Below are 13,473 nucleotides of genomic sequence, written 5' to 3' on the forward strand. Positions count from 1 at the left end.
GACGACGGGCGCGCCATCCTGGCGGATCGTCGCTGCCCATTGCATAATCTCTGCATACAATACGAAGCAATTGCCTATTTCATATGCATGCCCTTTCACCCGGAAAGCCCACCGTGCCGACACTGACCAGCATCCTCTCCGCCCATCTCGACGGCAGCCGGAGCATCCCGGAGACGATCGCCGCCTGCTATGCGCGGCTGCGCGAGCATGGCGACGACGCCATCTTCATCAGCCTGAAGCCGGAGGCCGAGGCGCTGGCGGAGGCTTTGCGGCTTCAGGACGAGGGGCCGCGCGGGCGGTCGCTCTGGGGCGTGCCAGTCGCGGTGAAGGACAATATCGACGTCGCCGGCCTGCCGACCACGGCCGCCTGCCCCGCCTTCGCCTATGAGCCGAAACGCGACGCCAGCGCGGTGGCGCGGCTGAGAGCGGCGGGCGCGATCATCATCGGCAAGACCAATCTCGACCAGTTCGCCACCGGCCTGAACGGCACGCGCTCGCCCTATGGCGTGCCGCGCAACGCGCTGCGCCCCGATCTCGTGCCGGGCGGATCGAGTTCGGGCTCGGCCAGCGCGGTCGCTGCCGGCATCGTTCCGGTGGCGCTCGGCACCGACACGGCCGGCTCCGGCCGGGTGCCGGCGGGACTGCAGAACCTCGTTGGGCTCAAGCCCAGCCTCGGCCTCGTACCCAGCGCCGGCGTGGTGCCGGCCTGCCGGACGCTCGATTGCATCTCGGTCTTCGCACTGACGGTCGAGGATGCCTGGCTCGCGCTGGAGGCGATGGCCGGGCTCGATGCCGAGGATCCCTTCTCGCGTACGCTGCCGCTCGGCCGGCTCGGCGCCGCGCCGCCGCACCTGCGCATTGGCGTGCCGCGCCCGGCCGACCGGGATTTCGACGGCGATGCGGGCGCCGCGCGGAGCTTCGAGGTCGCGGTCGAGTGCGCCCGGACGCTCGGCGCGGAGATCGTGCCGCTCGACATGACGCCGCTCTACGAGGTGGCGCGGCTGCTCTATGACGGGCCATGGGTGGCCGAGCGCTGGCTGGCGATCCGCGAGCTGCTGGAGCGCGATCCCGAGGCGATCCTGCCGGTAACGCGGCAGATCATCGCCGGAAAGCCGCTGCCGAGCGCGGCGGATGCCTTCTCCGCCCGCTACCACCTCGCCGAGCTGGCTCTCGCAGCCAATGCCGCGCTCAAGGGGCTGGACGCTCTGATGGTGCCGACCGCGCCGCGCGCAGTGACACTCGCCGAGATGGCGGCCGATCCGATCGGCGCCAACAGCATGCTCGGCCGCTACACCAATTTCGTGAACCTGCTCGACCTCTGCGCATTGGCGCTCCCAGTGACGCTGGCCTCCGACGGGCTCGCGGCTGGCATCACCCTGATCGCTCCGGCCGGCCGCGACGCCGCGCTCGCCAGCATTGGCCGCGCCCTGCACGCCGCCTCCGGCCTGCCGCTGGGAGCCACAGGCTCACCGCAGCCGGCGCTGACGTCGCGGCCGGTCACGGCGCCGGTGGGCATGATCGAGGTCGCTGTGGTCGGCGCCCATCTCTCCGGCATGCCGCTCAATGGCGAGCTGACCGGCCTTGGCGGCGTGTTCCTGCGCAGCACCGCGACGACGGCGGCCTACCGGCTCTTCGCCCTGCCCGGCGGCCCGCCGGCGCGGCCGGGCCTGCTGCGCGTGCACGAGGGCGACGGCGCGCCGATCGCGCTCGAAGTCTGGGCGCTGTCGCCGGAGGGGTTCGGCAAGCTCGTCGCCGGCATCCCCTCGCCGCTCGGCATCGCCACCCTGGCGCTGGCCGACGGCACCCGCGTCAAGGGCTTCATCGTCGAGGCGGCCGCGGTCGCGGAGGCGCGCGACGTGACGCATTACGGCGGCTGGCGTGCGTTCTGCGCGAGCCTGAAGTCGAGCGCGGCTTAGGACCTGCAAAGGTCCAACGAAAACGTCTCCGCGTCATCCCGGCCGAAGCGCAGCGTAGCGCCGGGATCCATCGTAGAGCGCGGAGCCCTACGATGGATCCCGGAGCGGCGCCGCTAAAGCGGCTTGTCCGGGATGACGTGGGAGGGAGCGAAAACCGCTCAGCGCGTCTCGGCGTAGCTGTGGAAGGCGTCGCGGACGATGCCGATGTGCTTGCGCATGGCCTCGGTGGCTCCGGCCTGATCGCCGCGCATGATCGCCTGCACGACGAGGTCATGCTCCTCATAGGAGCCGCCGAGCCGGCCCGCCGCGCGGAATTGGGCGCGGCGGAACGGCGCGACGCGGGTGCGGGTCATCAGCGTGATGTCGGCCAGGTAGCTGTTATGCGAGCCGGCATAGATCGCGGTGTGAAAGGCCTCGTTCTTCTCATGGTAGCGCACCGGGTCGCCCTCGCGCACCAGGGTGCGCAATTCCTCGTGCAGCGCCTCCAGGCTGCGCCGCTCGGCAATGGTCATGTTGCGGGCGGCCATGCCGGCGCAGAGCCCCTCCAGCTCCGCCATCGCCTCGAACATGTCGTTGAGCTGGCGCGGCGTCGGCAGCGCCACCACGGCGCCGCGATGCGGCCTGACGCTGACCAATCCGGATGCGGAGAGCTGGCGGATCGCCTCCCTGACCGGCGTGCGCGAGACGCCGAAGCGGCCGGCCAGCTCCTGCTCGTCGAGCGGCGTGCCGGGCTCGAGCACGCCGGAGACGATCTCGTCGGCGAGTTGCAGGCGCAGCGCCTCCGTCCGCGTCCGCGGCGCGGCGAGCGGCGGCTTCGGCGCTTTCGGTGAAATCGGCTTGGCGGCGCTGCGCGGCATGAATCAGGATCGTCGAACGGGCAAAGGTACGGACTCGTCCATAGCAGCTGCGCGCTTCGCGGTCATGGCGCGGCGCAAGGTGCTCTCATTCGGCGATCAGGCTGACATGGGCCGAGACCACGCGCCAGCCTTCGGCGAACTTCACCCAGATCTGGCTCTGCCGCCCGACCTTGCCGGGCATGCTGGCGCGGCGGAACAGCGTGTTGGCCGTGGCCATGTCCTGGCCATAGGTGGTGATCACCGTGCGATCGAGCATGCGCTCCAGCCCGACCGGGGAGCGGGCCGAGCGGAAGGCGGCGATCTCGTCATAGCCGTAGAGGTTCTCAGCCACGCCATAGCGGATCGTCTGCGGGCTCTGCCGGAACAGCGAATCGAGCGTGACGACGTCGTTGCTGGTCAGGGCCGCCTCGTAGATGGCGAAGACCGCCTCGACTTCGGCAAGGACATTTGGATCGTTGATCGTCATCGGCGCTTCCCTGGCGGGCGTTGGGGGAAAGGTGCCCGCTCAGCGCCGTCAAAGCAATTTCCGATCCAGCCGAGCCCTCAGCTCAACATGCGCGTGTCGCCGCAGACCGAGATCTCCTGGCCGGAGATCGTCTTGGCGAAGGGCGAGGCCAGGAAGGCGATCTGCCTGGCGATGTCGGCGGGGTCGACGAACTGCTTGATCGAGACGCCGGCGAAGAGGCGCTGCGTCATCTCCTCATGCGAGATGTTGAAGCTGCGCGCCTTGTTGGCGATGACGCTCTGGATGCGCGGGCCTTCGACGAGGCCGGGGCAGATCGCGTTGGCCCGGATGCCGAACTCGCCGAGCTCGGCCGAGAGCGCCTTGGTGAAGCCGATAACGCCCCATTTCGCCGCGCCATAGGGCGAGCGCAGGGGGAAGCCGTGCTTGCCGGCCTGGCTCGACAGGTTGACGATGCTGGCGTTGCCGGACTGCTTGAGGTGCTGGACCGCGAGCCTGGTGCAGTTGAACTGGCCGGTGAGATCGACCGCGAGGCAGGAATCCCAATCGGCCGGGTCGATCTCGTCGACGCGGCCGGTCGGCCCGGCGATGCCGGCATTGTTGACGAGGCAATCGAGCCCGCCGAGTGCGGTCAGCGCCTCGTCGAACAGCGTCGCGACCGCGTTGCGGTCGGAGACGTCGCAGATTGATTGCGTGATGGCCGGGTCGCTCGCCGTCATGGCCGCGAGCGCCTCGCGGTCGACGTCGCAAATATGGACTTTTGCGCCCTCGGCCGCGAAGGCGCGGGCCGTCGCCCGGCCGATGCCGCCGGCGCCGGCCGTGACCAGAACGCGCAAGCCTTCGATCTGCAGATCCATGGTCGCCTCCCCTTGGTTCTTGTTTTGGCAGAAAGCCGGGCGCGGGGAACCCTCTCCTGTAAGGAGAGGGCAGGGTGAGGTGTCGGCCAGAACACCAGTTAAACGAACCGGGGTGGGCATCTCACAAGTTGCCAGGTGCCGGTCAGCCCACGGCAGCCGCGTCCAACGGCCTACACCTCACCCAACCCTCTCCTCCCAGGAGAGGGCTCCCGCGCTCTCTCCTAAAGCGGCGAAGCTACGCCCACTCGCCTTTGCGGAACACCGGCACGCGGCGGCCATCCTCGTGCACGCCGTCGATGTCGACCTCGCCGGAGCCGATCATCCAGTCGATATGGATGAAGCTCTTGTTGCCGCCCTGGGCCGCGACCTGCTCCGGCGTCAGGCTGGCGCCGTCGACGAAGCATTTCGAATAGCACTGGCCGAGCGCGATGTGGCAGGAGGCGTTCTCGTCGAAGAGCGTGTTGTAGAACAGGATACCGCTCTTCGAGATCGGCGAGGAATGCGGCACCAGCGCCACCTCGCCGAGCCGGCGCGAGCCCTCGTCGGTGTCGAGCACCTTGTTCAGCACCTCCTCGCCGCGCGAGGCCTTGGCCTCGACGATGCGGCCTTCCTCGAAGCGCACCTGGATCTGGTCGATCAGCGTGCCCTGGTAGGAGAGTGGCTTGGTCGAGGAGACATGGCCCTCGACCCGGCGCGCATGCGGCGTGGTGAAGACCTCCTCGGTCGGGATGTTCGGGTTGCAGACGATGCCGTTCTTGGCCGGCGAGGCGCCGCCCTGCCAGAGATGGCCGTCAGCCAGGCCGACCGTGAGGTCGGTGCCCGGGCCGGTGAAGTGCAGCGCGGCGAAGCGCTGGCCGTTCAGCCAGTCGTAGCGGCTGCGCAGCGTGGCGTTATGCGCGCTCCAGGCCGCGACCGCGCCGTCCTTGTCGACGCGCGAGGCCGCGAAGATCGCCTCGGCCAGCTTGGCGACGGCGACATCCTCCGGTTCGCCCGGGAAGACTTGGCGAGCCCAGGCGGCGCTGGGATAGGCGATGATGTTCCAGTTGATGTCGAAGCCGGCGATCTTCTCCAGCGCCGGCTGGTAAGCAACGGAATTGGCCTTGCTGGCGCGCGAGACCTTGGCCGGGTCTTCGCCCGAGAGCAGCATCGGATTGTCGCCGACGATGGCGAGCCGCGCCGTGTTGCCCTCGAAGGCTTTGGCGACGCCCTCGTAGAGCCAGCTCGCCGCCTTGTCGAAGCTCGCATCCGGCGCGAAGCGATAGCGCGCCAGCGTGATCTCCTCGTCGGAGAAGAACGGCGTGATCAGCCCGGCGCCGGCCTTGTAGGCATGCTCGGCGATGCGCCGCACCAGCGGCAGCGCCGCGACCGGGGCGGTGAGGAAGAGGTCCTGCCCCGGCTGCAGGTTGAGGCCGACCTTGACCGCGACCTCGGCGAGCCGGTCGAGCTTGACGGGATCGATGGCGGCGGAGAACTCGCGCTGATGGGTGTTCATGAGACTCAAGCCCAATAGGTTCCGAGCGCGGTGGACGCGCTCATGATCAGGGTGACTGGGGCGATCTAACTCAGTTGCCGTGGCCCGCGGTAGGGGCCGGCTCGCTCAGCGGGATTGCGTCCTTCGGCTTGCCGCGCACGCGCTCGCGCATCCACTGGAACACGACATAGAGCATCGGGATCAGGAAGATGCCGAAGATCGAGGCGAAGAGCATGCCGCCAAAGACCGGCGTGCCGACAGCGCGGCGACTCAGCGCGCCGGCGCCGGTGGCGATGACCAGCGGCAGCAGGCCGAGAATGAAGGCGAAGCTCGTCATCATCACCGGGCGGAAGCGCAGGCGGGCGCCGGAGATAGCGGAATCGACGATCGACTCGCCCTTGGCGCGCTGCTCCAGCGCGAACTCGACGATCAGGATGCCGTTCTTCGCCGCGAGCGCGATCAGCACGACCAGGCCGATCTGGGCGTAGACGCCAAGGCTGACGCCAGTGAGCGCGATCGATGCGACGGCGCCGAGGATCGCAACCGTAACCGACAGCAGCACAGCAACCGGAACGTTCCAGCTTTCGTAGAGCGCGACGAGGAACAGATAGGCAAACAACACGGCGAGAGCGAGCACGATCGTCGTACCACCGCTCGCCGCCTTCTCCTGCAGAGCCGTTCCGGTCCATTCGAAGCCGTAGCCGGCCGGCAGGGTTGTCGCCGAGATCCGCTCCATCGCAGCCAACGCCTCGCCGGAGCTGACGCCGGGCTTCTGCGAGCCGTTGATGATCACCGCACGGTAGCCGTTATAGCGCGTCAGCGCCTGCGGGCCGGTGACGAGCCGCGCCTGCGCCAGGGCGTTCATGGGCACCATGGTGCCGGCGCTGTTGCGGACATAGATCTTGCCGATGTCGGTGACGGCGCGGCGGAAGGGCGTCTCGGCCTGGACGTTGACCTGCCAGGTGCGGCCGAAGACGTTGAAGTCGTTGACGTAGAAGCCGCCGAGCGTGGCCTGGAGGGCGCTGAAGATGTCGGCGATCTGGACGCCGAGCACCTGCGCCTTGTCGCGGTCGATGTCGAGATAGATCTGCGGCGTGTCGGCGGCGAAGGTGCTGAACACCGCGGCGAGCTCTGGCGCCTGGTTGGCGGCGATGAGCAGGCCGCGCATCGTCGCGGCGATGTCGGTCGGCGACTGGCCCTGCAAGGCCTCGAGCACGTACTGGAAGCCGCCGGTGCTGCCGAGACCGATGATCGGCGGCAGGTTGAAGGGGAAGACCGTCGCCTGCTGCACGGCCGCGAGCTGCGGCGAGACCTGCCTGATGATTGCGGCGGCGCTCTGGGCCGGATCCTTGCGGTCCTCGAACGGCTTGAGCCGGACGACAAAGAAGGCCTGGTTCGAGGACGCCAGGCCGTCGATGAAGTTGAAGCCGACGACGGAGAGCACGCCTTCGACGCCGGCGATCGGCCGGATGATGTTCTCGACCTGCTCGACGACGACCTGCGTGCGGTTCACCGAGGCGCCCTCGGGCAGGCGCATGGCGATGAAGAAGGCGCCCTGGTCCTCCTCGGGCAGGAAGCTCTGCGGCGTCGTCAGGAACAGCCCGCCGGTCGCGGCGATGATGCCGCCCAGCACGAGCACCACGACGACGGCGACGCGGACGAGGCGCCTGACGATCGCGGCATAGCCGTCGCGGACCTTGTCGATGCCGTTCATGACGTAGCGCATCGGGCCGCCGGTACTGTGGCCGCGCTTGATCAGGATCGAGCAGAGCGCCGGGCTCAGCGTCAGGGCGTTGACCGCCGAGATCAGCATGGCGGCCGAGACGGACACCGCGAACTGCCGGAAGAGCTGGCCGCTGATGCCGGGAATGAAGGCGACCGGCACGAAGACCGCGAGCAGCACGAAGGTGATGGCGATGATGGGACCGGTGATCTCGGCCATCGCCTTCTTGGTCGCCTCGGCGATGGTGAGGTCAGGCTCCTCCTCGACGACGCGCTCGACGTTCTCGATGACCACGATGGCGTCGTCGACGACGATGCCGATCGCAAGCACGAGCGCCAGCAGCGAGACCGTGTTCGCCGTGAACCCGACCAGGAGCATCACCGCGAAGGCGCCGATGATCGAGACCGGCACCGCGATCAGCGGGATGATGGTCGTGCGCAGCTTGCCGAGGAAGAGGAAGACGACGAGGCCGACCAGCACGAAGGCCTCGAGCAGGGTGCGAATGACCTCGTCGATCGTGGCGCTGACGAAGACGGTGGTGTCGAAGAAGACACCGTAGGAGAGGTCGTCCGGGAAGCGCTTGGAGAGCTCCTCCATCGTCGCCCTGACCTTCTTGGCGACCTCGATCGCATTGGCGCCGGGCGACTGGTAGATGCCCATGGCGGCGCCGGGCGCGCCGTTGAAGCGGCTGTAGCGGTCCGAGGTGCGGGCGCCCAGCTCGACGCGGGCCACGTCCTTGATCCGGACGACCGAGCCGCCCGGATTGGTGCGCAGGATGATGTTGGCGAATTCCTCGGGCTTGGTGAGCCGGCCCTGCGTCTTCACCGTGAGCTGGTATTGCTGGTCGCTGCTGACCGGGGCCGCGCCGATGCGGCCGAGCGCGGCCTGGACGTTCTGGCCCTGGACGGCGTTGATGACGTCGTTGGGCGTCAGGCTGAGCGCGGTCAGCCGGTTCGGATCGAGCCAGACCCTGAGCGAATAGTCGAGCGGGCCGAACAGGCTGACCTGGCCGACGCCGTTGATGCGGGCGAGCGCGTCGATGATGTTGATGGTGGCGTAGTTGCTGAGATAGAGCGCATCGAAGCTGTGCTTGGGCGAGTGGACTTCGACCACCTGCAGCAGCGCCGCCGATTTCTTGCGGATGGTCAGGCCCTGGCGCGTGACTTCGGCCGGCAGCTGCGGCTCCGCCAACGAGGCGCGGTTCTGGACGTTGACGGTGTTGATGTCCGGGTTGGTGCCGAGCGCGAAGGTGACGTTGAGCGTGTAGCTGCCGTCGGCGCCGCTGGTCGACTGGTAGTAAATCGCGTTGTCGACGCCGTTGATCTGCTGCTCGATCGGCTGGGCGACCGTGGTCTCGACCACCTCGGCATCGGCGCCGGGATAGCTCGCGGTCAGCGTCACCTGCGGCGGCACGATGTCCGGGAACTGCGCCACCGGGATCGAGAAGATGGCGATCAGGCCCGCCAGCGTGATGACGATCGAGATGACGAAGGCGAGGCGCGGCCGGTCGACGAAGACGGAGGAGATCACGTCCTAGCTCCCGCTGGCGGGAGTGACGGGCGTGGCTGAGACGATCAGGCCCGGTCGTACCTTGAGCAGCCCGTCGACGATGATGTTCTCGCCTTCCTCGATCCCGGATTCCGCGACGATGTCGGAGCCCTGCTGCGGCCCGAGCTTGATCCGGCGCTGCTGGACCTTGTTGTCCTTGTCGACGACCATGACGTAGCTGCCGGCCTGGTCGACCTGGATCGCCGCCTGCGGCACGACGAGCCGCGGCTGCTCCTGCCGCTCGCGCACCTCGACCGAGACGAACTCGCCGTCGATGAGCTGGCGCTCCGGGTTCGGCAGCGTGGCGCGCATGGTCAGCGTATCGGTCTGCTGGTCGACCTGCGGGTCGGTGTAGTTCCAGACGCCGGGATGGGCGTATTCCTTGCCGGTCGGCAGGCGCACGGTGATCGCGATCTTGAGCTGGCTGCCGTCCTCCTGCTTGCGCGCCTCGCGGATCTCCTCGAGCTGGCGCACGCTGACCTGGAACAGGACATACATCGGGTCCTGGCTGACGATGGTCGCCAGCGTGCCGCTGGTGGGGCCGACGAGGTTGCCCTGGGTATAGGTCGTGCGGCCGATGCGCCCGTTGATCGGGGAGATGACGTCGGTGTAGCCGAGGTTCTCCTTGGCCTGGGTCAGCGCGGCCTGGTTCTGCAGCACCGAGGCATGGGCGATGTCGAGATTGGCGCGGTTGCTGTCGAGCGTCGCCTGCGAGACGGCCTGCGTCTTCACCAGATCCTGCGAGCGGGTGTAGGTGAGCTGGGCGTTGAGCTCCTGCGCCTTGGCGGCCGCGAGATTGGCCTGCGCCTGGTCGACCTGCGCCTGATACTGGATCTTCTCGATCTGGTAGAGCACGTCGCCGGTCTTGACGTCCTGCCCTTCGGTGAACTGCACCTTGTCGAGGAAGCCCTGCACGCGGGCCATCAGCGCGACGTTCTCGATCGCCTTGATGCGGCCGACGAAGGAATAGGTCCAGGTCACGCCCTTCTTGGCCGCGGGCTGCACGCCGACGGCGGGCGGCGGCGGGGCAGCCGGAGGCGCCGCGGCCTGCCGCTCATTGCAGGCGCCCAGAGCGAGCGCCATCGCCGCGGCCGAGACAAGCAACCGGAGCTTCATCCGTATCCCCCGCATGATCGATCCGAAGATCAGCCGCGTTCAGCCATATCGTGGCAAACTTCCGTGCGCTTGCACAGTGCCTTGCTGACGCAATGCAAGGTCACCGACAGCGCAGTGCAAAGTAAGGCTCGCAACGTCACGTTCGCGTGACGGGACGTCAGACCGCCAGCAGGCCGAGCGCCCGCTCGATGCGCGAGCAGCCGCCGCGCTGCCGGGCCTTGTCATAGCAAGCTTTCAGCTTGCCGCTGGCATAGGAGCTGACCACGATGGCGTGGACATAGCTCTTGCGGACGACGGCCGGCGTGTTGACCAGCCGCTCCGAGATGGCGCGCATGATGTCGGCGAGCTGGCGCTTCCTGCCGGTCTCGCTGGCGGCGACGTCGCCCGCGAGCAGGAGCTCCGCGGCCGCGGCGTTGGCCGCCAGCATGCGCAGGTCCTTGCTGCTGATCGGCAGGCCGGAGACGCGGCGCAGATAGGCGTTGATCTCGCCGGCATGGACACGGGCGACTGAGCCGTCCTCGCGCCGGTATTGCAGGAGCGCACGCCCTTTCAGGGTCATGATCCGGGTCAACGCGCGGGCCAGGGCGGCGTCATCGACGGCGCAGGCAATGTCCTTGCCGCTCTTGCCGCGAAAGGAGAGCTCGATGCGGCGACCACTCAACGCGACATGGCGCTTGAGCAGGGTCGAGGCACCGTAGCTGCCGTTCTCTTTTGCATAGGCGTCGTTGCCGACGCGGATATGGCAGCGGTCGATGATCGCGGCGGCGCAAGCGAGCGCCTTGTCGCGCGACAGCGTTCGCGCCTTGAGGTCGTGGGCGATGGCGGCCCGCAGCTTCGGCAAGGCCTCGATCAGCCGGTGCAGCCGCTTGAGCTTGCGGCGCTCGCGGACCTTGTCCCAGTCGGGGTGGTAGCGGTGCTGGATGCGCCCGGCTTCGTCGCGGCCGACCGCCTGGAGATGCGCGCGCGGATCAGCGGCGATGCGGACGTCGCGATAGGCCGGAGGAATTGCCAGCGAGCGGATGCGGGCTAGCGTCTCGTCGTCGCGGATCGGCGCGCCGGCCTCGTCGGCATAGGAAAAACCCTTGCCGCGGCGCTGGCGCTCGATCGTCAGGGCCGTGGCGCGCGTGCGACGAAGACGGCCTGACGCTTGCCCGCTCTCGATCGAAGCCATCTCCCAGCCCTCCGCGCCCGATGGCTAACAAGTGGCGGCGGGGAGAGAAGGTTCCGCGAGGCGGCTCGCGTCAGGGGATGTGCAGCGTGCGCGTATGCTCCGGCATGATCTCGTCCTCGAACAGCTCGGGATGGTCATGGGCGATGCGCGGCAGGGCGTTGAGGATCTCGCGCAGGTGCTTGCGCATCTGCGTCTCCGCGCCGTCGGCGTCGCGCGCCTCGATCGCATCGACGATCGCGACGTGCTGGGAGATCAGGAGAGGCGCCGGCGAGGCGCCGGGCAGCGAGAGGTAGCGCACCCGGTCGGTCTGGGCCCGGGCGCCTTCGACGACGCGGCCGGCATAATCGCAGTCGACGATCTCGGCGAGGAGCTGGTGGAAATCCTCATCGAGAACGGAGAAACCGGCATGGTCGTCCAGGGCAGCCGCGTTGCGCTGCCCCTCGATCAGGGCGCGGAGCCGCGCCACCTGCGCGGGCGTGATCAGCGTCGTCGCGGCCCGCGCGATGGCGCATTCCACCGCCTCGCGGACGAAGCGGGCATTGGCGACGGCGCGCATCGAGATCTTCATGACATAGGTGCCGCGGCTGGGCAGCACCTGCACCAGCCCGGCCTCGGCGAGCTTGATGAAGGCCTCGCGCACCGGCTGGCGGCTGACGCCGAAGCGCCCCGCGATCTCCTTTTCGGAGAGCGCCTCGCCCGGCCTGAGCTCGACGGCGATGATGGCCTGGCGCAGCACCTGGACCAGTTGCGGCGCGATCGGGTCCTTCAGCCTGAGCGTGGCGTCCATGTCAAAACCCGCTTGCAGCTTCGCTCATGGCGGCTATCATACCGGTATGGTGCAGAATAACCAACAAGAACATGCTTTTGTGCCGGCTCGATTGTTGCGATCCACGAAGCGTCCGGGAACCGCAGCCCTCATCCTGAGGAGCGCGCAGCGCGTCTCGAAGGATGATGCAGCGCCCTCTGGAGCATCCTTCGAGACGCGATCTGCGACCGCTCCTCAGGATGAGGGCTATACGTGACCCCAACAGATTTCATTGCAACCGGCTGCCCCGAAGCGTAGCCCGTCACTGATCAAACCCCGAGGATAGTGAACGATGGAACAAACCTGGCGCTGGTTCGGCCCGGACGACGTGGTGACGCTTGCCCAGGCGCGGCAGGCGGGCGCGCAGGGCATCGTCAACGCCCTGCACCAGATCCCCTACGGCGTGATCTGGAGCGTCGAGGAGATCGAGGCGCGCAAGGCGATCATCGAGCAGGACAAGAGCCTCGGGCTGCGCTGGTCGGTGGTCGAGAGCCTGCCGATCCATGAGAGCGTCAAGATCGGCGAAGGCGACCTCGGGACCATCTTCGCGAACTACCGCCAGTCGCTGCGCAACCTCGCCGCCTGCGGCGTCGAGGTGGTCTGCTACAATTTCATGCCGGTGCTGGACTGGACCCGCACCGAGCTGGCCTATCCCCTGCCCGGCGGCGGCACGGCCCTGCGCTTCAACATCCACGAATACGTCGCCTTCGACCATTTCATGCTGCAGCGGCCCGGCGCCGACGAGGGCCATTCGGCTGAGATCATGGACCGGGCCAAGGCCTGGTTCGAGCGCTCGAGCGAGTCCGACCGCGCCAAACTGCTCGCCAACATCATGGCCGGGCTGCCCGGCGCCTATGACCGCTACGACGTGCCCGGCCTGAAGAGCATGCTGGAGCGCTATAGCGGCATGAGCCATGACGGCTTGCGCGCCAACCTGAAGCGCTTCCTCGAAGAGGTCATCCCGACCGCGGAAGAGGTCGGCATCCGCATGTGCATCCACCCCGACGATCCGCCACGGCCGCTCTTCGGCCTGCCGCGCATCTGCTCGACCGAAGAGGACGTCGCCTACATCCTCGGCGCGGTCGACAAGCCCGCCAACGGCCTGACGCTGTGCTCGGGCTCGCTCGGCGCCAACCCGAAGAACGACGTGCCGGGGATCGCCAAGCGCTTCGCCGACCGGATCTGGTTCGCGCATCTGCGCAACGTCGCCAAGGACCCGGACGGCTCGTTCATGGAGGCCGAGCATCTCGGCGGCGACACCGACATGGTGGCGCTGGTCGAGGTGCTGCTGGCCGAGGAGCAGCGCCGCAAGGCCGCCGGCTGGAAGCACTGGCGCATCCCGATGCGGCCCGACCATGGCCACGAACTGCTCGACGATGCCGGCAAGGGCTCTTTCCCCGGCTATCCGGCGGTCGGGCGGCTGCGCGGGCTGGCGGAACTGCGCGGCGTGATGACGGCGGTGACGAGCCTGCGCGGCTACGCATAACCGTCATTGCGAGGAGCAAAGCGACGAAGCAATCTAGGGGGATTGCGCGAGACCTCCTGG

10 protein-coding genes are annotated in these 13,473 nt (G+C 68.2%); 2 read left to right on the forward strand and 8 right to left on the reverse strand.

Going from position 1 to position 13,473, the window contains the following annotated elements; translation table 11 throughout:
• Positions 1-113: 113 nt before the first annotated feature.
• Positions 114-1,916: an allophanate hydrolase gene (gene atzF / locus DWF00_RS06095; RefSeq protein WP_245973764.1), complete on the forward strand. Its 1,803-nt coding sequence runs from the start codon at positions 114-116 to the stop codon at positions 1,914-1,916.
• A gap of 158 nt (positions 1,917-2,074) precedes the next feature.
• Here the strand turns inward: atzF and DWF00_RS06100 are convergent, their stop codons facing one another.
• The 8 genes from DWF00_RS06100 to DWF00_RS06135 all read right to left on the reverse strand — a co-directional run bounded on the left by DWF00_RS06100 (position 2,075) and on the right by DWF00_RS06135 (position 11,909).
• Positions 2,075-2,773, reverse strand: coding sequence for a GntR family transcriptional regulator (locus DWF00_RS06100; protein WP_114830544.1), 699 nt, complete (start codon positions 2,771-2,773; stop codon positions 2,075-2,077).
• An 85-nt stretch (positions 2,774-2,858) separates the two neighbouring features.
• Positions 2,859-3,239 carry an oxalurate catabolism protein HpxZ gene (gene hpxZ / locus DWF00_RS06105; protein ID WP_114830545.1) on the reverse strand — a complete coding sequence of 127 codons (381 nt, stop codon included), beginning with the start codon at positions 3,237-3,239 and terminating at the stop codon, positions 2,859-2,861.
• Positions 3,240-3,316: 77 nt separating this feature from the next.
• On the reverse strand, positions 3,317-4,093 hold the full coding sequence (locus DWF00_RS06110; protein WP_114830546.1) for an SDR family oxidoreductase: 777 nt from the start codon (positions 4,091-4,093) through the stop codon (positions 3,317-3,319).
• 235 nt (positions 4,094-4,328) lie between these two features.
• Positions 4,329-5,585 (reverse strand): aminopeptidase, encoded by a 1,257-nt coding sequence (locus tag DWF00_RS06115; RefSeq protein ID WP_114830547.1) that lies wholly within the window; start codon positions 5,583-5,585, stop codon positions 4,329-4,331.
• Between the two features lie 70 nt (positions 5,586-5,655).
• Positions 5,656-8,817: an efflux RND transporter permease subunit gene (locus DWF00_RS06120; protein WP_114830548.1), complete on the reverse strand. Its 3,162-nt coding sequence runs from the start codon at positions 8,815-8,817 to the stop codon at positions 5,656-5,658.
• Between the two features lie 3 nt (positions 8,818-8,820).
• The gene (locus DWF00_RS06125) at positions 8,821-9,951 is read right to left on the reverse strand and encodes an efflux RND transporter periplasmic adaptor subunit (protein ID WP_181832753.1); all 1,131 of its coding nucleotides are present in this window, start codon (positions 9,949-9,951) and stop codon (positions 8,821-8,823) included.
• A 157-nt stretch (positions 9,952-10,108) separates the two neighbouring features.
• Positions 10,109-11,122 (reverse strand): DNA topoisomerase IB, encoded by a 1,014-nt coding sequence (locus DWF00_RS06130; protein WP_114830550.1) that lies wholly within the window; start codon positions 11,120-11,122, stop codon positions 10,109-10,111.
• Between the two features lie 70 nt (positions 11,123-11,192).
• Positions 11,193-11,909 (reverse strand): GntR family transcriptional regulator, encoded by a 717-nt coding sequence (locus DWF00_RS06135; RefSeq protein ID WP_114830551.1) that lies wholly within the window; start codon positions 11,907-11,909, stop codon positions 11,193-11,195.
• A gap of 310 nt (positions 11,910-12,219) precedes the next feature.
• Between DWF00_RS06135 and uxuA the strand changes: the two genes are divergently transcribed.
• Positions 12,220-13,413 carry a mannonate dehydratase gene (gene uxuA, locus DWF00_RS06140; RefSeq protein WP_114830552.1) on the forward strand — a complete coding sequence of 398 codons (1,194 nt, stop codon included), beginning with the start codon at positions 12,220-12,222 and terminating at the stop codon, positions 13,411-13,413.
• Positions 13,414-13,473: the final 60 nt, after the last annotated feature.

This window comes from Allobosea caraganae, assembly GCF_003351345.1.
In the GTDB taxonomy this organism is placed as follows: Bacteria; Pseudomonadota; Alphaproteobacteria; order Rhizobiales; family Beijerinckiaceae; genus Allobosea; species Allobosea caraganae.